This is a genomic window from Niallia nealsonii, assembly GCF_002835805.1.
GTDB classification, from domain to species: Bacteria; Bacillota; Bacilli; order Bacillales; family Cytobacillaceae; genus Niallia; species Niallia nealsonii.
In genome coordinates this window covers 1-23,467 of the sequence record NZ_PISE01000008.1, presented here as the reverse complement: position 1 = coordinate 23,467, position 23,467 = coordinate 1, and the positions used below count along the sequence as shown (strand labels likewise).

Here is a 23,467-nt window from a genome sequence, read left to right as displayed (position 1 = left end):
GCACCTCCGCTTTTTAGTTACTTTCCCAGTTTTTCCATTATTTAAACACTTTTCTTTTTCATTATAGAGGGAAAGAATAAGAGAAACAAATATAAGTCCCTTTACACTTTACTTTATTTGCAAATGTTGATGATCTATTGGTTTCCCTCGTTTACCATACATAAAAGAGGGAAAGAATTTTCATAGCAAGCCGTTTTACATTATGCCAAGCTTCCACTTTATATTCTCCTTCTTGATTGAAGTCGAAACTTGTCATTCAAATACATCGAGTTGTTTTTGTTCTATGCAATTATTATTTAAGAAAACTTTTTTTTGGAGTACAATAATAGTTGCACATCATTTTAGTTTACTTTTGGAGGTACATACTATGAAAGATCCACGTATTCAGCAATTAGCCAAAAATCTAATTAATTATTCTATTCGTCTTCAAAAAGGGGAAAAGGTTTTAATTGAGAATTTTGGATTACAGAAAGAATTAGTAAAAGCTCTTGTCAAAGAAGCATATAATGCAGGCGGCTATCCATTTGTTTCTTTAAAGGATAATGATATTAATCGTTCCTTATTATTAGGCGCAAAAGAAGAACAGTATGAAATGATGGCATCATTTGAAGCAAATGTGATGAGTCAAATGGATGCATATATTGGTTTGCGTTCAGGTGATAATATCAATGAACTTGCAGATATTCCTGCAGATAAAATGAAAATTGAAGGGGGAACTATCGGCAAAAAGGTTCATCGTGAAATCCGTGTACCAAAGACGCGTTGGGTTGTTCTCCGCTATCCGAATTCTTCAATGGCACAACTGGCAAAAATGAGTACAGAAGCTTTTGAAGATTTTTATTTTGATGTTTGCAACCTAGATTACAGTAAAATGGATAAAGCAATGGACAATCTTATGGAATTAATGAATAGAACAGATAAAGTAAAAATAACAGGTCAAGGAACAGATCTTACTTTTTCTATCAAGGATATTCCTGCCATTAAATGTTCTGGACAAATGAATATTCCAGATGGAGAAGTCTACACAGCTCCAGTTCGTGATTCCATAAATGGTGTACTTACATATAATACTCCTTCACCATACCAAGGATTTACGTTTGAAAATGTAAAATTGACATTTAAAAATGGGAAGATAATTGAGGCAGCAGCAAATGATACAGAGCGATTAAATAAGATCTTAGATACGGATGAAGGAGCGCGATATATCGGGGAATTTGCGATTGGAGTCAATCCTTATATTCTTCATCCAATGCAGGATATCTTATTTGATGAAAAAATTGATGGAAGCTTCCACTTTACTCCAGGACAATGCTATGACGATGCATTTAACGGCAATCACTCTAATATCCATTGGGATATGGTAAATATTCAGCGCCCTGATTACGGTGGTGGAGAAATTTATTTTGATGATGTACTAATTAGAAAAGATGGCAAATTTGTTTTAAAAGAACTAGAAACTCTTAACCCTGAAAATTTAAAATAACTTCATTCCCTAATCAGTTAAAAAACAAAAAGATGCTGGAAAAACCAGCATCTTTTTGTTTCTTTTATACAAGTGTTTTTTCATATGCATGTTGGAATTTTTGAATATCACCAGCACCCATAAAAATAATCACACTATCTTCATGGTTTTTGAGCGACTCCATTTTTTCTTCAGAAATAACTTTGCTGCCAGGAATTTTATTAGCTAAATCTTCTATGCTTAATTTTCCATGATTTTCCCTTGCAGACCCAAATATTTCACATAAATACACAAAATCAGCTAAGTTTAGGCTGTTTGCAAACTCATTTAAAAATGTTTGTGTCCTAGAGAAAGTATGCGGCTGAAATACAGCAATAATATTGCGTTCTGGATATTTTTGTCTAGCCGCCTGAACCGTTGCTCTAATTTCTGTTGGATGATGTGCATAATCATCAATAATTACTTGAGAACCAATTGTTTTTTCTGAGAAGCGTCGTTTTACTCCCTCAAAAGATAGCAATCGTTCTTTTACGATTTCTGCATCTAAATCTTCGTAATGACTTAATGCAATAACAGCAAGAGCATTTAGAATATTATGGTCACCAAATGTCGGAATCGAAAAAGTATTATAATACGTATTTCTTACGTATACTTCAAATGTCGTTCCCTCTGTAGTTTTTACAACATTTCTTGCTTGAAAATCATTTTCATCTCCAAATCCGTAAAAAACTACTGGAACTTTTGCTTGAATTTTTTGCAATTGTTCATCATCACCGCATGCAAAAATGCCTTTGTTTACTTGCCATGCCATTTCCTGAAAAGCAGAAAAAACATCATCAACATTAGCAAAATAATCTGGATGATCAAAATCAATATTTGTCATAATAGCATAATCCGGGAAGTACGAAAGAAAATGTCTTCTGTACTCGCATGCTTCAAAAGCGAAATATTCTGCTCCAGATATTCCTTTTCCTGTTCCATCACCTATTAGATAAGCGGTAGGCTTTGCCCCTTTTATAACATGAGACAACAATCCTGTTGTAGAAGTTTTCCCATGGGCCCCAGTTACTGCAACACTAGTGAACTGTTTCATAAAATCGCCTAAAAAGCGATGATAGCGAACAACAGGAAGACCTAGTTTCATTGCTTCTTCTACTTCTTCATGTGTATCAGGAAAAGCATTCCCAACAATTATGTTCATTCCAGGCTGTATATTTTCTTTTTGAAAAGGAAGAATTTTTATCCCCGATTCCTCTAAAGCTATTTGTGTAAAAAATCTTTTATCTACATCAGAACCTTGTACTTGTAAACCCATATCATGTAGAATTTGCGCTAACGCACTCATCCCTGACCCTTTTATACCGACGAAGTGGTAAATAGTCATATAAAGAACCTCCAACAATCGTATATCTTTTAAACCAGTATATGACACAAAACTTTATTTTGCTCATAGCATATGCTTTTTGCTATATTCCTTTTTTCACCTATCCATTTTTAAAAAAAACTAGGCTGCTTCACTTTATTTCTTTTACAATCACATTTATTGATTATACCATCTTTTCTAGAGAAAAACTATGTAACAATCATTATTCCCTGTTGAATCGTTATATTCTATATCAATTTTAACATTTCCTACACTTGATCCTGCAATTGTAAAAATTCGTCTTCTGTAATTAAAACATCTCTTGGTTTTGTTCCCTTTGCTTCTGAAATAAAACCTTGCTTCTCCATCATATCAATTAATCTGGCAGCTCTATTATAGCCAATTTTAAACCTTCTTTGCAGACTAGATGTGGATGCGCCTCCTTGCTCAATAATAAATTCGCATGCTTCAAAAAACAATTCATCCTCTTCTTCTGTTATTTGAACTTTCCTAAGCAATTCTTCTTGTTCGAATAAATAATCCGGCTCTCTTTCCCGCCTTACATGCTGAACAACAACATCGATTTCCTCATCTGAAACAAACGTACCTTGCAAACGGGCAGGTTTTGATGTTCCATTCTCTAAAAAGAGCATATCGCCTTTTCCTAGTAATTTTTCCGCACCACTTATATCGATAACCGTTCTTGAATCAATTTGGGATGAAACAGAAAAGGCAATTCTAGTTGGTACATTTGCCTTGATTAAGCCTGTGATGACATCAACGGAAGGTCTTTGTGTTGCAATTAGCAAATGAATGCCGCACGCCCTTGCCTTCTGAGCAATCCTGCTGATCGCTTCTTCCACATCAGCCGGAGCCATCATCATTAAATCAGCAAGCTCATCAATAATAATGACAATGTATGGAAGTTTTTGCGAATAGTTTTTATTGTCTATTGCTAACTGATTATATTTTGTAATATCACGAACTCCAGCATGTGCTAACAATTCGTACCTATTTTCCATTTCTTCTACAGCCCATTTTAATGCTGCTGTGGCTGTTTTTACATCCGTAATGACTGGGCTAGCCAAATGTGGGATAAAATTATATGGAGCAAGTTCCACCATTTTCGGATCTATTAATAATAGTTTTAATTCCTCTGGTTTTGCTTTATACAGTAGGCTCACAAGCATGGTATTGATACACACACTTTTCCCAGAACCCGTCGCACCCGCAATTAAGCCATGAGGCATTTTTCGTAAATCTGTCACAATCGGCTTCCCTGAAATATCCAAACCTAAGGCAACGGTTAACGGAGATTCAGACTGTTTAAAGACATCACTATTTATAATTTCTTTTATTAGTACCGGTCTGCTTGTTCGATTAGGAACCTCTATTCCAATTGTATGTTTTCCTGGAATTGGTGCTTCAATTCGAATATCTTTTGCTGCTAAACTAAGCTTTAAATCATCAGACAGGTTTGTAATTTTACTTACCTTAACACCTGGTTCTGGCTGAACCTCATATCTTGTTACAGAAGGGCCCTGTGTTACATTTACTACTTTTGCTTGAACATTAAAATTCAATAAAGTATTGTTTAATACATTTGTTTGCTCTTTAATCCAGTCATCATTTTCCACTTTCTTGACAGGAGGATGCAATAGGTCCACAGATGGAAAGGCATAATAGGCTAGTCTCTCCTCCTCTTCTCCTAATATTCCCTCTTGTTTTTGTATACTAGAAATCCTATCTTTCTCTGCTTGCATAGCCTTTAGTTGTTCCAACCTCGTTTGTTCTGCTCTTTTTTCTTCCAATGCTACCTTTTCTTCTTGCAGCTTCTTTTGTTCCGCTCTTTTTTTCTCCAATGCTAACGCTTCTTGTTCTTTTCTCTTTTGCTCTATGTATCGTCTGTCTTTATTTAGCATTAAGACATTAAATGGCAATGAACTTCTTTTCGCTGCTTTTCCATGTTTTTTTTCCTCAATAGCTATAGGAGCATCCTCTGTCAGATTGCTTGAAGAAGAAACCGAATGTTCAAACCCTGCTTCCTTCTTTTCCCCTTCTTCATTCTCTTCTATCATTTCTGTTTTCAAATCAAACTCTTGGATATTATTTTCTTCCTTGAACTGTACAACACTTTGATCTTTTGTCTCATCTATTACGTTTTCTGCGACTGCAAGCTGTTGAGTTTGAAAACCATTAAGGTTCTTATCTTCCGCTTCCTTAAATAGAGACATCTGGTTCATTTCAGCAGTTAGTACTTCTTTATTTACTTCCACTTCATTCACTGTCGCCTCTTCTTGTTGCTTATTCCCTTCCAAGTACTCTTCAAACAATAATAATTTCTCATTCTCTTTTTCTATGGACGAAGATAAATGCCCATCATGCCGTTGTTCATACTCTTCTAGGTTAAACGCCTTTTTGTTATTTTCATGATTATTCAATGGCCTATTATATCCATATATAGGAGAAATCGTTTCTGTTAGCCGAAACGGTTTTTTCATTTTTGGTATTTCTACTTTATTTTCAGTAGTTGTTTCCGTAGTTTGACTGCTTGAAATAACTTGTTGTTTTTCCTCCTTCTGCAGTACTACAGGGACTATATTTTCTTCTTTTCGTTTTCTTTTTCGATTCCCTTCTTCTCTTTTTAATTTCTCACTAGACTCACTGTCTGGTATAACTGGAAAACGGAATTTCCCTTTTGGATATTGATAGATTACTTTTGATTCCATTTCTTTTTTTCTTTCAAATGGTAAGTTTGTTACCTCAGGTTCTTCGTTAACAAATCGCACTTGGTCCATGTCATTCTCGTTATCTTTTTTTATTTGTCCCAACATTTTTTTGAACCAATTCACACTGTATCACTCTTTCTACTTATTCTCTTTACTATTTTATCAGCTATAAGAGAATGAAAATACTAATTTTCTCTACTTATTTAATCTAAGCAAAAATGCTCTTTAAAAAGAACGAACAAAAAATAATAGTCTTGTCTTTTACTTTCTGTATTTATAAACAGCTATGCAGTTGTTTGGCAACTTATAATTCTTCTTTATTTTATTGCCATTTCATTGCATACAGTTTTCAATTCCAAGTATTTTTAACATCTTTTTCATGAATTTTTATTAACAAATGACAAGTACATGCTTTTCTTAAAAATACATCAGTCATTAACGGACTGTCTATTAAAACTATTTATTTTTTTCGTTTTATCAGAATTTTACATTTTCTACTTTTCCAACATAGCTGTTTATGTTATTTTATCACGCATTAACAGGCTTTTTCCCCCACATAAGGGATCATAAGCGAAAATGAGCAACCTAGATGGGGAGAAACTTGCTCAGTAAAAGCCTGATATAAAAGTACACATACTATACTTTGACAACGTCTGTATAACCTATATCTATAGGCCTCAGGCTATAATCAGTTGGAGACGCCGCTCCCACTAATTATAGTTTCACTTTATTTATTTTTTTCATTTTTTTTATTTTTCCCCAAAATAAAAATTGGTTCTAAGTCCCCATCTTCATATAAAAAGGATAAGGATGTAATCGGCACTCTTCCACTGGCAAAAAAGCTCATTGTCATTTGCGCCAAAATATCATAGCCTGTTTCATTTCTAATGTCTGCAATAATGAGTACATCTTGATGAGGAACAGCAAGCGCTATTGTTCCTTCTACTTTATGGGACATCTCTTTAATAAAGGATTCATTTAAAATTCTGCTTGCATCATAGCCATCATTGCTGTTAAGAAAGTAAAAAATGTTACCTGCAACAGAATCTTCTTTTAAATTGGTTGGCAATCTTCTTGCATTAAACATGGCTATTTCCTTAATTTGATTATGTTCCCAACCTTCCTTTTTCATTAATTGCTCATCAATCAGCCGATAAGTGGTTCCCATATCCAACGCATAATAAATTCTTGTTTCTGCCGTATGGTCATCTGTTATAAACGGCACTTCATCATTTGTCTGTGTAGGGAAGGATGTAGAACGAATAACCGGAAAGATATTTTTTTCTTTTCCTGCTTCCAAAGCATTTAATTCAAATGCCTGCAATCCTTGTTCAATGTAATACACGACTTCTTCTATCGCACGCTCTTTTTCCGTTTCCCATTTTGCAATAATTCCAGGCAACGAAACCGTAACACCTTTTTTTGAACTTTTGCTTTCTATGCGGACTTGGTCTTTTTTAGCATCAAAAGTAAACACTCTATCCGTTGTTTCTAACTTGCTCTTTAATATATCCTTCATTTTTTTACTATCCATTTTCATTTATGCTACATACTCCTTTAATAAATTAGATTCACTTATTTTACCAATTGCCTATACTATTTAAATTTGATTTGTCTTTAAATGAATAATGCCTTCACTTTTTGATTAATACCCTCTCATCATCCTAGCAATATCAATGGTTTCTCCTAGTAATATAAAAAACAATACGCATCGTATTGTTTTTTATATTACTTATTTACGCCAATGATTCAATGAAATTTTCAATCTCTTCTTGCGTTTTTCTATCCTTGCTCACAAAACGCCCTAACTCTTTATTATTTTCATATGCAACAAAGGATGGAATTCCAAATACATCCAATTCAATACAAGTGTCAATAAACTTATCTCGATCTACATAGATAAACGTAAATTGGCTATATTTTGATTCTACCTCTGGCATAAATGGTTCAATAAAACGGCAATCTCCACACCAATTTGCCGAAAATAGAAAAATAGTTTTTTGATTGCTATTTTTTAATTTATTAAATTCTTCTTGTGTTTGTAATTCTCTCAAAATTTTTTCCTCCTTTAAGGATTGCTTTTTACTTTTGGCTGTTTTCTAAAAGTTTGTTGCTTGTTGAATAAAATGAAAAAACTTTTAGAATTACTGAACAGGTTAAATAGCAATACTCTATATGAAAACAGCCTTACTTTTGATCATATCAAAAAGCAACATTTCCAACCTAATAAAATGCTTGCATTATTTGTTTTTATATTCATACTGCCCGATTAATAAATCCATAACATGTGTAAACATCGCACTTCTTGTGATTTTGCCATTTGTTAAAATGCCAATCGCTCCTTGGTGATGTCTTACATTATGTTTATTGGCATATTGATCCATTACTATACCTAGTTCTCCTCCTAAAAGGAGCTGTTTTTCTATTTCACAAGGCAACGGAATGCGAGCACCTCCACTAATAAAAACCTCTCCATTTACTGTGGAAAGTGCCCCCCAATTACAAATATAAAGTCCATCTCTTGTTCGGTGAACCCCGCCTTCTAATCCAATCCCTATATCTCCCGCTCCCTCTAAAACAGCACCTTTTGCTCTGTTGACAGCACCTTGAATCGTTTCTTCATCAGAAAAAGGCTGTTCACTTACTAAGGAAGGAATATTTAACGCAATAAAAGAAGCATTTTCATAGGATTGAAAACCTTCTTTTACTGCATTAATTTTAGCGGGATTTTTTGTGCCAATACAAATTTCCATCAAAAATTCCCCTTATCTCTTTTGCTCCCATTCCTTGTAAATGTTTAAACAGAAAGAATAGAAGCAACGGTTCCTTTATCAGTTGTTTTTACAAGATTAATTAATAATTCTTTTGCAGCAGCATAATCATCAATATGAATGATTGAAGCACTTGTATGAATATAACGAGAACAAATGCCAATTACCGCACTTGGAATGCCTTCATTCGCTATATGCACTTTGCCTGCATCCGTCCCTCCTGGTGAAACAAAATACTGATAAGCTATATTATTGCTTTCTGCTGTATCTAATACAAATTCCCTAATTCCCTTATGTGTAACCATTGTTCTATCAAATATACGCAAAAGAGCGCCTTTTCCAAGCTGGCCAAATTGACTTTTATCACCAGATGTATCATTTGCAGGGCTTGCATCTAATGCATAAAAAATATCTGGCTTAATCATGTTTGCTGCTGTTTGTGCCCCTCTTAAACCAACTTCTTCTTGTACAGTTGCTCCAGAATATAAATTATTCGGTACATCCACCCCTTGAAGCTCTTTTAATAATTCAATGGCTAAACCGCAGCCATAACGATTATCCCATGCTTTTGCCATAATTTTCTTTTCATTTGCCATTGGTGTAAACGGACAAATAGGAAGAATAGCCTGACCAGGTTTAATTCCTATATTCTTTGCATCTTCTTTATTATCTGCTCCAATATCAATCAGCATATTTTTGATGTCCATCGGTTTATTTCGCTGTGCATCATCTAAGAGGTGTGGAGGAATAGAGGCAATAACCCCAATGATTGGCCCATTATTTGTCATGACTTGCACTCTTTGTGCTAAAAGAACTTGGCTCCACCAGCCGCCTAATGGCTGAAAACGAAGCATACCGTTTTCTGTTATGGATGTTACCATAAAACCAACCTCATCCATATGTCCTGCCACCATAACTGTTGGATCGTCTGTTTTTCCTTTTTTCACGCCAAATATACTGCCAAGTTTATCTTGCACAATATCATCACTATACAAACTTAATTGTTCCCGCATAAAGTTTCGCACTTCATGTTCATTCCCCGATGCACCTTGCAGTTCTGTTAATGTTTTAAATAGTTCTAATGTCTCTTGATTCACTTTCTCACTCCTTCACTTATTTTGGCTATGTACTACTATTCTTTTTCAAACCTTTATTTTTTAGCAACCCTAAATAAGTTTCACTTTCTTATTCTACCGAAAGATGTTTCGACATGCCACCATTAACCATCTAAAAAAATGCATAGTCTTTCTCCTTATTTTTTCACTTGTCCAACGTATTTTGGCTATAATAAAGAAAGCGAATGGAGGTAGCGTACAAATGAATTGGAAATCTTTTATTGTCGGCATGACCGTTGGAATGGCCGCAGCCTATATCACAACAGATGCTGTAACAAAAAGTCATTACCTTTCCGGAGAAGAGGTATTAAATATGACGAAACAACATTTTAAAGAAAAAATGCATATTACAGGTTCGTGGATTAATATGCAAAAAGAATCATACAGCAAAGGGAATCAATCTTATCTTGTTTATAAAGGCGGCATTAATGCAAAAAATCAAAAAGAACATGCTGTAATTGAATTTATTGCAGACAGTAAAACAGGGAATATTCTTGATTATTATCCAATTAAAATATAATACAAAATTTGTTATTTCGCTAATTATTCTTAACGTCTATCCCAGTATAGGCCAAATAGGCATTTTTCCCCCTTTTGTCTGCATTGTTTTTGACTTTAGACAGGCACTTCTTAAATAAATTTCTGTTAGCCTAAAATTTTATGTTTGTCTTCATTAAGGTGGAAGAAATAAAAAACAGCGCAGACAAAAGCATCTTTCTCTGCATTGTCTGCGCCTATCCTTCTTTAGAATATACCTGCAGCGAGATTTTCTATTCTATCCTTAGACTCTCAATTATTTGTCCATCTCCATTCCACTTGAGTGCCCGGTAAATATTATCGTGGTAAAAGGTAAACCATGCTTTGTGATCTACTCCCCATTGAATCCATTTTTGTTTTTGACGAATCGAATCTATAGGATAATCATCATATGCTGTTACCCATAACACATTTTGATGAGCATGTGTTGGTAGAATATCTCCCATATGCAGACACACTTTTGTTTTATCTTGGATAAGAATAATACTATGGCCATCACTGTGACCTCCTGTATAGATCATTTTAAAAGGTCCATATGTCCATTCTTCCTCAAAAGTTTCCACTTGATTTTTAATAGCAGTCCAATTTTGTTCCCAGTATGTATTGCGAGAACGAATATTTGGTTTTTTCATTTCTCCCCATTCTATTTTTGAAGTAATGATTTTAGCATTCGGATAAATGGATTGATATGTTTCTCCTTCTAATGAAGTTAAGCCGCATGCATGATCAAAATGCATATGCGTCATTAATATGTAGTCAACATCTTCTGAATAAATTCCTAATTTCTGCAAATCGGCTTCTAATTGAGATTCTTTTGTTACCCCATAATTTTTCTTTTGTTTATCCGTTAATTTGCTTTTGCCAATCCCTGCATCAATTAAAAAATTTTTCCCTTCCCACTGGATAAATAAAGGATCTGTTCGAAGCTTCACTTGATTTTTTTCATTATGGGCATACTTTTTCGACCATAATGGTTTTGGTACAACACCAAATATAGCACCGCCATCCATATTAGTATCACCGCCATTTAACCAATGGATAGTAATTGTGTCTAATCGAAGTGTATCCATTTTGCTAAATTCCTCCTTTTCCTTTTTGATTCATTGTATCATCTTTGATCTTATTTTGGTTACAGACGTATTTTTCCCATTATTAGATAAATGTCAATAAAAAAACAGCTATCATTTAGTAGTCTGAATCCCATTTTTCTGGTTCAAACTATCTTGGATAGCTGTTTTTCATCTTATTTGCTCTTCCACATCAGCAGAGCTTATTTAAATTGTACTTCGCAGCGATATATTCTACTGCCCTTATTGGAAAATTTCTCTTCGTATTCTGTTTCGATATTGCCTTCATAATCACTATTATGAAGATCTAAACTAATATATTTCAACAGCATATTATATTGGGAAAAACTCCATAAAGAATATTCAAATAAACCTTGATTATCTGTTTTAAAATGAATTTCTCCATTCTTCACTAAAATTTTCTCATAAGTATTTAAAAATGTTTTATAAGTTAAGCGACGTTTTTCATGGCGTGTTTTTGGCCATGGATCAGAAAAATTCAAATAAACCCGGTCTATTTCATTCTCAGCAAAAAAAGTCGTTAAATCTGCTGCATTACTATTCATTAACCTTATATTGGGAACATCTGCATCAATTAAGCGGTCCAATGCCGTTACTATTACGCTCTCTTGTATTTCAATTCCAATATAATTAATAGATGGATTTGCTTTTGCCATTTCCGAAATAAAACGGCCTTTCCCTGTTCCAACTTCTATATGAATTGGTCCTTTTTGTTCAAATATATTTTGCCAATTTCCTCTATTTTCCTCAGGAGTTTGGACAACATATTGGGGATATGCACTTAACTTGTCCTTCGCCCAGGGTTTATGTCTTACTCGCATTTTGACACTCCTTCTTCCACTTATCGTTCAAACAATAACATGCAAATTTCTTTCATGCAAGTCTCTTTAGGAATTTTTTTGCCATCTTTTTATAGAAAGCTCACCTCTAAAAACCTCTGTTAAAAAACTTTATTGATTTTTCATTTATTTAGTTTCTCTCAAAAAGGCAAAATGCACAAAAACAACTTGCTCAAATGCTGTAAATTTATGAAGGCTGTTTTCGTAAACTTTGTTGCTAACTTAATTTTTAAAAAAGGAATTGATTTTTGCTCCAATCAACTTTTTATGAACAGTTTGAGTGAACAAAACCTATTTAAAAACACAACTTTTTCAGAAAAGAGCCTTATTAAAAATTGCTTATCACCATAAAAACGAACAAAGCTTTTAAAAAGGATAATTTTACAATTTCCAAATAAGTATAAAGCAAAAAAGAATCCACAACCTAATAGTGAATTCCTTAACTGGTATTTGTTTTTATAAACGCGGGGAAAGGATGTTATATTATGCCAATCAACCATGAGCATCAATTAAATTTATTAAAGGATATTTTAAATAATCATCAATCAGACTGTTGCGGATCTGTTTCAGAATGTGAACAAGTAGAAAGACTTATTGCATCTCTTAAGGTAAATGGAGAAATTGACTCTAATATTCTTCCAATTTTGGAAGAGATTCACCAATATAGCCAAAAGGGCATCCAGTCTGCAAACCTAAATCAGCATATTGGCTCACATCAAGATCAGCTGTCTCAATGGGTAGATAATATTGAGGGATTATCCTAACCAATCACTTCAGGCTGCCTTTTGAACAATGTCAGCCTGAAAGTTTTGATCACATAAACTTTCTTAGAACAGAACATATTTTTCTATTTTAAATCCATTTCCTTTAAAAATTGAACCCATTTTTCCATTTCCTTAAATCTATTTTTCTTTTTATACCACTGAATGGATATAAGCGTTTGCGCTATCACATACCATTTCATTCTAAGCAATAAATCATCAGTAAGTTCAAAGCCATATTGAATAAGCCAATCTTCCCAATTTTCTTGTGGAATATACCAATGCAACAGCATGCCTAAATCAATAGCAGGATCAGCAATCATTGCACCATCCCAATCAATTAAATACAGCTGATTATCTTCAGAAAGCAGCCAATTATTATGATTAACATCACAATGGCATACAACATGATTCTCATTATCTATATATTGTAAATTCGCTTCTAAAAAATGGATAGAATCGACAATTATATCATTATTTAATAATTCTTCATCTAGCTCTGCATTAATGACAGCAAGTATCATACTTGGAAGAAGGGATGTTTTTCCAAGTCTTTTCAGCATCTCTAATAACGGTTTAGATGTATGAATTTTTTTTAATAACATTGCTACACGTTCATCTGTCATATCGGAATGACTGAATTCTCTGCCAATTAGCCACTGCTGAGCTGTATACACATCTCCGTTTGCAAATCTTTTTGTCCAAACAAGTTTTGGTACAATACCTTCCGCAGACAATACAGCTAAAAAAGGAGAGGAATTTCTTTTCAAAAACAATTTTTGTCCATTATTCTGCGCAAAAAATGCTTCACCAGTCTCTCCGCCTGCAGGGGTTATCTCCCAATCTTGTCCTAATAAATGTTCCAAAATGTGTTCACCTACTATATATTATGCTCCCTAGTTGATAGGTTAAGGAATCCCTGTTTGACTCTTTGTACCCTATTTTGTAGGAAGAACAAACAAAAACGGCCTACTAATATGGCCAATATCTTTCTAAAAAATGATCATCTTAAAATTAACGAAAATAAGCAAAACGATATAATGAACAGGATATCCTATTCTTGTTTGCCACTAAATCTAACTAAATTAAATGGATATGGGATGAAAAAGAAAAGGACATAGTACTTCCACTCCATACTATGTTAACCAATTTCTTCTGCTATTTAACAAATATAAATAAAAATATGTAATAAATAAAAATAGTTATCACATTAAATATTATCTCTTTTTTCATTTTTTAGTCAAGTGTATCTGCTACATATTATTATTTTTCAAAAATTTATTTTTATTTAAACATCTATTTAGAAAAAATGATGAGGATGTAAATCAATCACTTTAGGCTAGAAGAGTGTCTTCTTATACTCCCTTCTAGCCCAGTAATAGAGCATCTACTTATATGCAATAATGGCTACACTGAATGGCTGAAGTTCTATTTGCTGCCTTACACTTGGATGATTGTTTGAATAAATGCTCATGTCATCCATTAAACATTTCCATTCTCCATCCGGTATAGAGGTCTTTACGCTATTTGTATTTGCATTAATGTAGACGATAATGGTTTCCCATTGTCCATACTTTTTGACATTGATTAATTGATATTCGATAAAGCTTCTGTCAATTCGCTTTATTCTTATATGTGCTCTAATATCAGCGGATGATTGTAAACGAAAAGCTCCATTGTCTTTTCTTAATTGAATGACATTTTTAATAAACTCTACATTTTTTTTATAGAGTACCATTCGATCCCAATCTAATTGGTTAATTTCATCTGGAGATTGATAGCTATTTTCCACTCCTTTTTTAGTCCGGAAAAACTCTTGGCCACTATTCAAAAAAGGAATGCCTTGACTAAGCAAAACAAGGGTAGTTGCTAAGCGATGCTTTTTTTGTTTTATCTCCTCTTTTTCGAAAGGAAAACAAATCTCAATTTTGTCCCATAATGTATGATTATCATGTGACTCCACATAATTCACAGTTTGGTTAGGTTCCGTAAATAGACCTTGATTTGCTTGCAGAAGTCCAATACTCCCAGAAAGCAGCTCCTCCACTTTCGATTCATTTCCACCTAAAGCAAAGCCAATATGATTTAATTGAAAGGTGCTGCCCTTTATCTTATCTCGAAACTGATCATTAAATTGAGCAATCGCTGGCAGATGCTTTTGATTTTTAATAATGGCTCTTTCCTTCTCCGGAATGGTTGTTGGCAAATTCCAGCCTTCCCCGATAATTAAAAAATTAGAATCATATTTGTCGCAGATCTTTTTTATTTCCTTCATTGTCGTAATATCAAGAATCCCCATTAAATCAAAGCGCAAACCATCTATTTGATATTGTTCCAGCCAAAAACTCACGGAATTGACTATATATTTTCTAACCATCAATCGTTCTGAAGCAATATCATTGCCTACTCCTGTTCCATTAGAAGGAACACCAAACTTATCATAACGAAAAAAATAGCCTGGAACTATCTTTTCAAACGGTGATTCTTCTTTTTTATAAACATGATTGTAAACCACATCTAATATTACCCGAAGCCCTTCTTTTTGCACCGATTGAATCATCGATTTTAGTTCATAAATTCTTGTGTATGGATTATTGGGATGTAGAGAATAACTCCCATCTGGGACATTATAATGCGTTGGATTGTAGCCCCAATTATACTTTTTTTGCTCTGCCAATTCATCAACCTCTTCAAAATCATGTACAGGCAAAAATTCTATATGGGTGACACCTAAATCTTTTACATAAGATAAACCGGTTAATTCCCCGCTTTTTGTTTGTGTGTGTAACTCAGAAACGCCCAAGTATTTCCCTTTATTTTTCGCCCCACTGTTTGCATGAATTGTAAAATCTCTTATATGGGTTTCATATACAATACTGTCTACTGTATGGGATAAAGGAGGCAGGGATGGCTTTATTATCTTCGTTTTCTTTAAATCAACAATCGCACCTGTTAATCCATTTGCGTTAACTGCGACTGCATAGGGGTCCACAGACTCTCTCCATTCTAGATTTATAAGTACAAGATAGCTGTAATAGTAATTTTCCAACCTCTCGTTGACTGTTGTTTTCCAGACTCCTTTGTCTCCTCGCTCCATGTCTATCTCTATTCTTTCCTTAACTGGCTTTAATGGATCTTGAAGAATTAACTTTACTCTTTGAGCTGTTGGAGCCCATAAGGAGAAATCACATTGCTCTAAGCTGTACCCAACGCCCAAAAAGCCATCATAATAAAACAGATCGTCAAATTCTTTCGTTCTTATTACAGCCCCTATCTGCAAGTCTGTAATGCCTTTATATTCATCCACTATTTCATAAAATTTCCCTATCTCCAATTTGCTAGGGACTTTGCATATATATTTAACAAAATCAGCAAATTTTTCTTTTGCTTCAATGGATAGAGAAACAAAACTTCCGTCTTTTTTTAATAAAAATCTGTTTGATTCGCCTTGGTGATAGGAATAAGGAAGTAGAATAGTAATAATAGTCAATTCATCTAGATAAGCAAAAAAATTACGCCTTATAGATAACAACTGCCGTCAACTCCTTCAAATAAACATCCACAATCTATTTTTCATCCGTAACATCCCATTCATACCTTCTAGCACAAGTTGTTAAACAATATCGCAGCAAACTTTCTGCTGCTTTTAATTGAGTCGCTTTTAAGGGAGAACGGTTATTGCGCATCATCTTAAACCATTCCTGATAATTACGCTTTTCAATAAGTTTTAACTGATATGGTACGGCAGGAAAATCAATATACCCATTTCTTGATAAAATGACTTTTTGAATAGGTATATCCACCTCTTGTGCTGCCAATAGCTTCTTCACTACTTTTTCTGTTCTATTAATAGATATGATTGGACTTAAGATCTTTTTCTCTTTATCTCTGCTTTTTTTGATCCAAAATTTCTCAGTGGAACCAACAAACACAGCGGAATCTTCTTCTTCTAACATGTTAATTATCCATACATCTGTTGGTGTTATGATAATCGTATCTAATTCTACTGGTGCATGTTTTATTAAGAATATAGGTTTGTAAAAAACTAAGTATGTATCTGGGAATCGTTGCAGAAAATATTTTAGATCATCGTCATAATAAAAAGCCTTTTTGACAATGGATTTTTCTGTCAATGTTGAACTCGCCCATTTAAGCTGAAATTTAAAAAGTTGATTTAAAAATTGCAGTTTTAAGTCATCTAAACTTTTTGGGTCTCTATATTGATCTGGAGTATATTCAAATGCTAGTGCATCTTCTTCTATCACTACAGGCTGATCTTGTTTAATTTCTAAATCCTCAACAATCTCTTCTTTTTTCGTTTTTTTAATAATACCTTTTATTTTCGTTATAAAAGACGGTTTTTCTTCTTCCCATTCTTCTTCATAGAAGTCTGTTTCTATAGGTTTTATTAACTCATTAGTATGATATAGTTTTTTTACCCCTTCCCATTTTTGTTTTTTTAATCGAACAAATCGTGAAGGATAAACAATAATATTCTGTTCATATCGTGAAACATAATCTTTTAATTTAACTAGCTGCGCCAAATATACTTCCCCCTTTTAAGGCAATAGCTTTTGATTAAACAAGCCAAATCTCTTTATAAACGACACTCATTCCCGTCGACTTATCAGCAAAACTTTGTTAAATCACGCTGTTCATGCTGTTTTTTGCATCACCATCAACAAAGGCATCAGAAAAGGGAAGTATGTATTTTTTCATATTTTGGTTCTTTATTCACTTGCGTTTGAAAAATTTCGATGGATTGAACCGAAAAAGATAAATCTTTATGGACAAAAGGATTTTTTTGCTGCAGCGCTTCAATCGGAAAAGTTGACTCTTTCCACTTTCTTGCCAAAGTGATATGTGGATGAAAAGGCCGAGTCTCCAGTTTAAAATTCACCTTTTTACATTCATCATACACTTTATTTTGTAGAGATGTTAATTTTTTCTCTTCTTTTACTCCCAGCCAAAAAATTTTCGGTTTAGCAACATTTCCGAATATACCCAGCCGGTCTATCTGCAAAGAAAACGCATCACTTTCGCAAATTTTTTTATCCAACTGTTCTGCTAAAAGCTGCAATTGATCAGCAGAAGAACTTCCTAGGAATGCAAGTGTTAAATGATAATCCTCTGGATGCACCCATTTTTGAAATGGAAATGGATGTTTTAATGCTTGTTTTGCTGCTGCAATATGTTCTTTCACCTGATCTGGCAAGCTTATTGCAACAAAATAATGTGGTTCTATGGACATTTAGACACCCTTTTCTTTATAACAACTACGTATATAACTTTATATCCTCATTCGTTTTTTAAAGTTATATACCATTATACTATTATATATCCGATAATGGAGTTTTTAATCGTAACTGCTTATCCTTTATTTTATTCCGTATAAATTAGTTGATGGGAGAGAATGCTTTTGACTGTTTTATCCATACTATTTAATAAACTGGTGATGAAACGTTACGTGCAAGTTAGATTCAACCTATCATTTGCAATCATGCTATATAATTAAAGACAAGCCAACAAAAGAAAGGAAATCATTTTATGAAAATTTATAATAATGTAGCCGAATTAATCGGCAATACTCCATTGGTTAAACTCCATTCAATCAGCCCTAAAGATGGAGCAGCTGTTTATGCGAAACTTGAATATTTTAATCCATCAAGAAGTGTAAAAGACAGAGCTGCTTATCAAATGATTGTAGCTGCTGAAAAAGAAGGAAAACTAAAGGCAGGTTCTACTATCATTGAACCAACAAGCGGAAATACCGGCATCGGCCTTGCAATGAACGCGGCAGCAAAAGGATATCGAGCTATTCTTGTCATGCCCGATACAATGACAAAAGAAAGAATAAATATATTAAAAGCATATGGAGCAGAAGTTGTTTTGACAAAAGGAGAAGATAAAATGCCTGGCTCCATAAAAAAAGCGCTAGAATTGGCCACTGAAATTCCTGATAGTTATGTTCCTATGCAATTTAATAATGCACATAATCCAGAAGCACATCGTTTAACTACTGCCCCAGAAATTATCGAAGCAATGAATAAGCTAAACAAACCGTTAAAAGCATTTGTTGCAACAGCAGGAACTGGAGGTACAATTACTGGAACAGGCGAAAAACTGAAACAAAAGTATCCTGACTTGGCCGTTCATGTTGCAGAACCTGCTGGCTCCCCTGTATTATCAGGTGGAGCACCAGGACCTCATAAACTAGTTGGCACAAGCCCTGGTTTTATACCGGAAATTCTCAATCAACATGTTTACGATCAAATTCATTTAATCAAAGATGAAGAAGCATATGACTATACGAGAAGATTAGCAAAAGAGGAAGGTATTCTTGCTGGCCCTTCTTCAGGGGCAGCTTGTTTTGCAGCTGTCCAAGTAGCAAAAACACTATCTAAAGAGGATGTTGTCGTATTTATCGTTTGTGACACAGGCGAACGATATTTGTCTAGTGATGTTTTTAACTAAATTATAAACAAAAGAGGAATCAAGTGCTGCCTCGATTTTGCAAACTAAATGATTTAGTCGAACTAGTTAATCTAAAACTATCATTTCTAATTGGTCTCTTTGGGTAGAAGAATGTTTGGAAAGCATGATGTCACTTTTGTCATTTATCTGCCTATATTTTAATACCAGGATGTTTGGAATTCTATACTTAGTTGATGCTCGCCCCATGGAAAGCGCACCCTAGAGCGGAAATCAGCATCCTCATTTAAAAAAAAGAAAAGTAAATAAAAAAACTGTAAACAAACTTCCTTTTTAAAGAGTATTTGTCTACAGCCTGAGACAAGTTGCCAGCGCAACTTGTCTTTTTATTAGCTTTGTTGCTATTCTATTTCTCCACATTCAACAAAAATTTCTTCTTTAAAGTAATTTTGCAGTTTTCTTGTGATTATTCCTACTTCACCAGAACCGACTGGAACATTATTAATAGCTACAATTGGCATTACTTCTGCTGTGGTACTTGAAAGAAACACTTCATCTGCGTCGATTAGCTCTTCAATAGAAAAGGCTTTTTCCTTTATAGTAATTTCCCGTCTTTGGCATACATCCACAATTTTTCGTCTTGTAATTCCATTTAAAATAAATGAGTTTGCCTCATGCGTTTGTACCACTTCATCTTTGACAATCCAAATATTTGAAGAACTTCCTTCTGTTACTGTTAACTCACGATATTGAATGCTTTCATAACAATCTGCTTCCACTGCTTTTTGTTTAGCCATCACATTCCCAAGCAGGTTTAAACTTTTAATATCACATCGAGACCACCGAATATCTTCCACCGTTATAGAAGAAACTCCATTTTCTAATGATGTAACAGGCCGCTCTAACTCCTTCGTATATGCAACAAATGTTGGAGGCACTGTTTCGATTGGATATGCATGGTTTCTAGGGCTTTCACCTCTTGTAAATTGCATATAAATAATACCTGTATGCAAAGAATTTCGATGAATTAATTCTTCCAATAGTACAGTTAAATTCTGGACAGTATAGGTTATGTTTATATTAATTTTTTCACCGCTTGTTTGCAAACGCTCTAGATGTTGTGTTGCCGTAAACATTTTCCCGTTATACACACGAATTACTTCGTATATTCCATCACCAAACTGATATCCTCTATCCTCAATATCCACTTTTGCTTCTTCTCTTGGGATAAACTCTCCATTCATTAACACGATGCTCATTCTCTTTCCCCCTAAACAAGCTTTTTTCTCTATTTATTTCATGAATCTTAGATTCCAAACAGGCTATTCCCTATTTTACATTATAATATTTGCTGTATATAGCTTACTTCGCCAGTTCATAAATAGCCTGTGCGTAAATAGCTGTAGCTTTTATTAAATCATCGATTATCATATACTCATCTTTTTGATGGGCAATGTCTTCTCTTCCAGGAAAAAGCGGGCCAAAAGCAACACCCTTTTCTAATGAGCGTGCATATGTGCCGCCGCCAATCGATATTAATTCTGCCTTTTCTCCTGTTTGTTCTTCATATACTTTCCTTAATATTTGAATAAGATCAGAGTCCTTTTCTACATAATGTGGTTTCGAATTGGAGAAATTCTCTATAGAAAACCCAAAACTTCCTAATAAGTCATCCAGCTTACTTTTCGTTTTTTCCATATCTGTTGTCACAGGATAACGCATTGTCAAACCTAATCTTCCGCCACTATCTTGTGTATAGTGCAGTTTCCCAACATTAAGCGTTAAGTCTCCCGTAATTTCGTCCTGATAGGCCACTCCTAATTTTTCCCCTCTTGATTCCTCAGTAAAATAATTGGATACAAGTGTGAAAAAAGGTGCTGCTTTCTCATCTAATTTCAACTCTGCAAGAAACGCAGCAAGCTTTATTCCAGCATTTACTCCATTATCAGGTTCTAGACCATGTGCTGAGACCCCGTCTAGCTCTAAAATTAAACCTCCCTTATCCATTATATAGCGACCTGTTAAATTGCCTTTATTTAAATACTCATTAAAACGTTGCATAACTTCTTGCTCATTTTGCGCATAAAGTCGTGCTGTTGCAAAGTCAGGAACCATATTATATCTTCTGCCAGATGAAAAGGAGATGACAGACAACATCGCCTCATTCTCCAGTTCCATTTTTTCGAGAATTTGCACAATATCAAAATCAGCTATTCCTTTTTCTGCATAAATAATAGGAAAGTCTGCGTCGGGTGCAAATCCCATTGTCGGCATACTTTCTTTTTTAAAATATGTATCAACACAACGCCATTGGCTTTCTTCATCTGTTCCGATAATCATTCTTATTTCTTTTGATAAAGGAAGCTTTAGTTCCTTCACTATTTTCATGGCATAATATGCAGCCATTGTAGGCCCCTTGTCATCAAGTGCACCTCTAGCGTATATTTTCCCATCCCTTATTTCTGCACTATAAGGATCACTTGTCCAGCCATCTCCTTCTGGCACCACATCAACATGGCAGAGAATCCCGACACTTTCTACTCCTGCACCAAATTGAAGGTGCCCTGCGATATTTTCAACATTTTTTGCTTCAAATCCGTCTTTTTTACCTAAATCAAGCATATACATTAACGCTTCTTTTACCCCTTTTCCTAAAGGAGCATCTTTTGTTGCATTCTCTTCATCTAAAATACTTTTTATTTGTAATAACCCTTGTAAATCAGCAATAAACTCCTCTTTTCGCTGATTTACTTCTTTCAGCCAATTTATCTTTTCCATCATTGCCTCCTTATTTAAGCGAATACAAATGCTATAGAAAACATACCACAAAACACCTTCAATGAAAAATAAAACCATTACTTTTTACATAATTAACCATTAACTTTCATATTATTAGCCTTCCTAATTTTTATATAGGATAATAATAGAAATAGAAAAAAGAAAGGCTGGTAAAAATGGATTATATAAAAGACTTACGAAAATTAGTTGGAAAAATGCCTGTTATTCTCGTGGGGTCTGTTGTCATTATATTGGATGAAAACAAACATATTTTACTGCAGCAAAGAACTCATCCTTATGGTGTATGGGGGCTTCCTGGCGGATTAATGGAACTTGGAGAATCTTCAGAAGAAACAGCAATCAGAGAAGTAAAAGAAGAAACTGGTTTAACCGTTTCAAGATTGAAACTTCATCATCTATTCTCTGGTGAACGTTTTTTTACAGTTGCCGCAAATGGGGATCCTTTTTATTCTGTTACTGCCGTATATTATACCTCAACATATCATGGCTCCTTAGTTTTAAATAAAGAGGAAGCAATTCAGCTAGCATTTTTTCCTTCTTATGAAATGCCAGATACTATGGTCGGCAGCCATAGGGAATTCATTGATGATTATTTCAAACGATAAAATGAAACTTCCTTCATTAGGGACCAAAAGCCTGTTAAATAGGAATAAAGCGTAAATTTGATAACGAAACCATTCGTTATAGCTCATGTCCTATTAGTTACAGTCACATCAAAATATCCTAATAGCCTTTGTTCTTCTGTAACAGTGTTTAATCAAAATATATCCTTCTCGTTTTTGGCGGAATAAATAATTAAAAAATTCTTTTCTAGTGCTTCGGAATCATCGTAAAGATTAAATTTACTTAAAAAAAATTTAAAAAAACTTCCGACTATTTGCATAAATAACGCTTACATCTCATAGTATTTATCATACTAATGTTAGACTTTCAAACAGGAGGTGATAGAAAGAGACATTATAAAGCAAATATTTTGTAAATTTAAGCAAATGTTGTAGAATTAATCATAAAATAGGGGTACAATAAGGCTAAGAGGTTTGACATCTTTATTGTTCACTATTAGTCAGTTGAAAAGGAGTTGTCTGTAAAAAAGAAAATTACATACGCTTGGAGAATTAAGTCTTCAAATAAGCTGTCGGTCGCTGGAATTTGCCAAAGGTTTGAAAAATGGATAGGGAGTGGTTTATTGAAACCTTCAACTAACCGGATGTTAAACCGTATCAAATCCGTCTACATGTTTATTAGTAAGCGTGGAACTGTAACAACACAAGAGCTAGTGGAGGAATTTGGTATTACTCCGCGGACGATTCAAAGAGATTTGAATGTTTTAGCTTATAACGATTTAGTGCAAAGCCCTAGTCGTGGTAAATGGACAACAACAAGGAAAAAAGTCAAAATGACATCCTAAATAGTGATGAATATGTTAATTCTGCAAATGATTGCTTACACAGCAAAAAATGGATTTACAACAATTGATGAATAAAGAAGCTGTCCTGTAAATATTGAAATATTTACAGGACAGCTTCTTTTGCATAAATGAATAGACGGGCATTTATTCGCCTATTAGATCG

The 23,467-nt window shown here is 34.1% G+C and carries 19 protein-coding genes and 1 pseudogene; 6 read left to right on the top strand and 14 right to left on the bottom strand.

What is annotated here, in order from left to right; genetic code table 11:
• The first annotated feature begins 367 nt into the window (after window positions 1-367).
• The gene (locus tag CWS01_RS03525; protein ID WP_101175669.1) at window positions 368-1,483 is read left to right on the top strand and encodes an aminopeptidase; all 1,116 of its coding nucleotides are present in this window, start codon (window positions 368-370) and stop codon (window positions 1,481-1,483) included.
• Window positions 1,484-1,547: 64 nt separating this feature from the next.
• On the opposite strand, the gene murC is transcribed toward CWS01_RS03525, so the two are convergent.
• From murC to CWS01_RS03495, 6 genes and pseudogenes are all read right to left on the bottom strand, one after another.
• Window positions 1,548-2,846: a UDP-N-acetylmuramate--L-alanine ligase gene (gene murC, locus CWS01_RS03520; protein ID WP_101175668.1), complete on the bottom strand. Its 1,299-nt coding sequence runs from the start codon at window positions 2,844-2,846 to the stop codon at window positions 1,548-1,550.
• A gap of 248 nt (window positions 2,847-3,094) precedes the next feature.
• On the bottom strand, window positions 3,095-5,677 hold the full coding sequence (locus CWS01_RS03515) for a DNA translocase FtsK (RefSeq protein ID WP_235851963.1): 2,583 nt from the start codon (window positions 5,675-5,677) through the stop codon (window positions 3,095-3,097).
• A 604-nt stretch (window positions 5,678-6,281) separates the two neighbouring features.
• The gene (locus CWS01_RS03510; protein ID WP_101175781.1) at window positions 6,282-7,088 is read right to left on the bottom strand and encodes a DUF1444 domain-containing protein; all 807 of its coding nucleotides are present in this window, start codon (window positions 7,086-7,088) and stop codon (window positions 6,282-6,284) included.
• 202 nt (window positions 7,089-7,290) lie between these two features.
• Window positions 7,291-7,644 (bottom strand): annotated as a pseudogene (locus CWS01_RS03505) (thioredoxin family protein); the annotation flags it as partial.
• 150 nt (window positions 7,645-7,794) lie between these two features.
• Window positions 7,795-8,307, bottom strand: coding sequence for a DUF84 family protein (locus CWS01_RS03500; RefSeq protein WP_101175666.1), 513 nt, complete (start codon window positions 8,305-8,307; stop codon window positions 7,795-7,797).
• Window positions 8,308-8,351: 44 nt separating this feature from the next.
• Complete coding sequence (locus CWS01_RS03495) at window positions 8,352-9,422, bottom strand: M42 family metallopeptidase (RefSeq protein ID WP_101175665.1); 1,071 nt, start codon at window positions 9,420-9,422, stop codon at window positions 8,352-8,354.
• A 220-nt stretch (window positions 9,423-9,642) separates the two neighbouring features.
• Here CWS01_RS03495 and CWS01_RS03490 point away from each other — a divergent pair, with 220 nt between their 5' ends.
• On the top strand, window positions 9,643-9,960 hold the full coding sequence (locus CWS01_RS03490; protein ID WP_101175664.1) for a hypothetical protein: 318 nt from the start codon (window positions 9,643-9,645) through the stop codon (window positions 9,958-9,960).
• A gap of 250 nt (window positions 9,961-10,210) precedes the next feature.
• Here CWS01_RS03490 and CWS01_RS03485 read toward each other — a convergent pair whose 3' ends face one another.
• Window positions 10,211-11,047, bottom strand: a complete 837-nt coding sequence (locus CWS01_RS03485) for a YtnP family quorum-quenching lactonase (protein WP_101175663.1) — start codon at window positions 11,045-11,047, stop codon at window positions 10,211-10,213.
• Between the two features lie 200 nt (window positions 11,048-11,247).
• Window positions 11,248-11,886 (bottom strand): tRNA (guanosine(46)-N7)-methyltransferase TrmB, encoded by a 639-nt coding sequence (gene trmB, locus CWS01_RS03480; RefSeq protein WP_101175662.1) that lies wholly within the window; start codon window positions 11,884-11,886, stop codon window positions 11,248-11,250.
• 503 nt (window positions 11,887-12,389) lie between these two features.
• Between trmB and CWS01_RS03475 the strand changes: the two genes are divergently transcribed.
• On the top strand, window positions 12,390-12,668 hold the full coding sequence (locus CWS01_RS03475) for a YtzH-like family protein (RefSeq protein ID WP_101175661.1): 279 nt from the start codon (window positions 12,390-12,392) through the stop codon (window positions 12,666-12,668).
• 83 nt (window positions 12,669-12,751) lie between these two features.
• Here the strand turns inward: CWS01_RS03475 and CWS01_RS03470 are convergent, their stop codons facing one another.
• The 4 genes from CWS01_RS03470 to thpR all read right to left on the bottom strand — a co-directional run bounded on the left by CWS01_RS03470 (window position 12,752) and on the right by thpR (window position 17,916).
• The gene (locus CWS01_RS03470; protein WP_101175660.1) at window positions 12,752-13,531 is read right to left on the bottom strand and encodes a phosphotransferase family protein; all 780 of its coding nucleotides are present in this window, start codon (window positions 13,529-13,531) and stop codon (window positions 12,752-12,754) included.
• 521 nt (window positions 13,532-14,052) lie between these two features.
• A complete protein-coding gene (pulA, locus tag CWS01_RS03465) occupies window positions 14,053-16,197 on the bottom strand; it encodes a type I pullulanase (RefSeq protein ID WP_101175659.1) in 2,145 nt (714 codons plus the stop codon).
• A gap of 34 nt (window positions 16,198-16,231) precedes the next feature.
• Window positions 16,232-17,209 carry a nuclease-related domain-containing protein gene (locus CWS01_RS03460; RefSeq protein WP_101175658.1) on the bottom strand — a complete coding sequence of 326 codons (978 nt, stop codon included), beginning with the start codon at window positions 17,207-17,209 and terminating at the stop codon, window positions 16,232-16,234.
• A gap of 146 nt (window positions 17,210-17,355) precedes the next feature.
• Window positions 17,356-17,916 (bottom strand): RNA 2',3'-cyclic phosphodiesterase, encoded by a 561-nt coding sequence (thpR, locus tag CWS01_RS03455; protein ID WP_101175657.1) that lies wholly within the window; start codon window positions 17,914-17,916, stop codon window positions 17,356-17,358.
• Between the two features lie 296 nt (window positions 17,917-18,212).
• Here thpR and cysK point away from each other — a divergent pair, with 296 nt between their 5' ends.
• Entirely contained in the window at window positions 18,213-19,139 is a 927-nt protein-coding gene (gene cysK / locus CWS01_RS03450; RefSeq protein ID WP_101175656.1) for a cysteine synthase A, read from the top strand.
• 359 nt (window positions 19,140-19,498) lie between these two features.
• Here cysK and dat read toward each other — a convergent pair whose 3' ends face one another.
• Both dat and pepV read right to left on the bottom strand, forming a co-directional pair.
• Entirely contained in the window at window positions 19,499-20,356 is an 858-nt protein-coding gene (dat, locus tag CWS01_RS03445) for a D-amino-acid transaminase (protein WP_101175655.1), read from the bottom strand.
• Window positions 20,357-20,459: 103 nt separating this feature from the next.
• Entirely contained in the window at window positions 20,460-21,875 is a 1,416-nt protein-coding gene (pepV, locus tag CWS01_RS03440) for a dipeptidase PepV (protein WP_101175654.1), read from the bottom strand.
• 176 nt (window positions 21,876-22,051) lie between these two features.
• On the opposite strand from pepV, the gene CWS01_RS03435 reads away from it, so the two are divergent.
• On the top strand, window positions 22,052-22,501 hold the full coding sequence (locus CWS01_RS03435) for an NUDIX hydrolase (protein WP_101175653.1): 450 nt from the start codon (window positions 22,052-22,054) through the stop codon (window positions 22,499-22,501).
• Window positions 22,502-23,082: 581 nt separating this feature from the next.
• Window positions 23,083-23,304 (top strand): DeoR family transcriptional regulator, encoded by a 222-nt coding sequence (locus CWS01_RS03430; protein WP_016202849.1) that lies wholly within the window; start codon window positions 23,083-23,085, stop codon window positions 23,302-23,304.
• The last annotated feature ends 163 nt before the right edge of the window (window positions 23,305-23,467 follow it).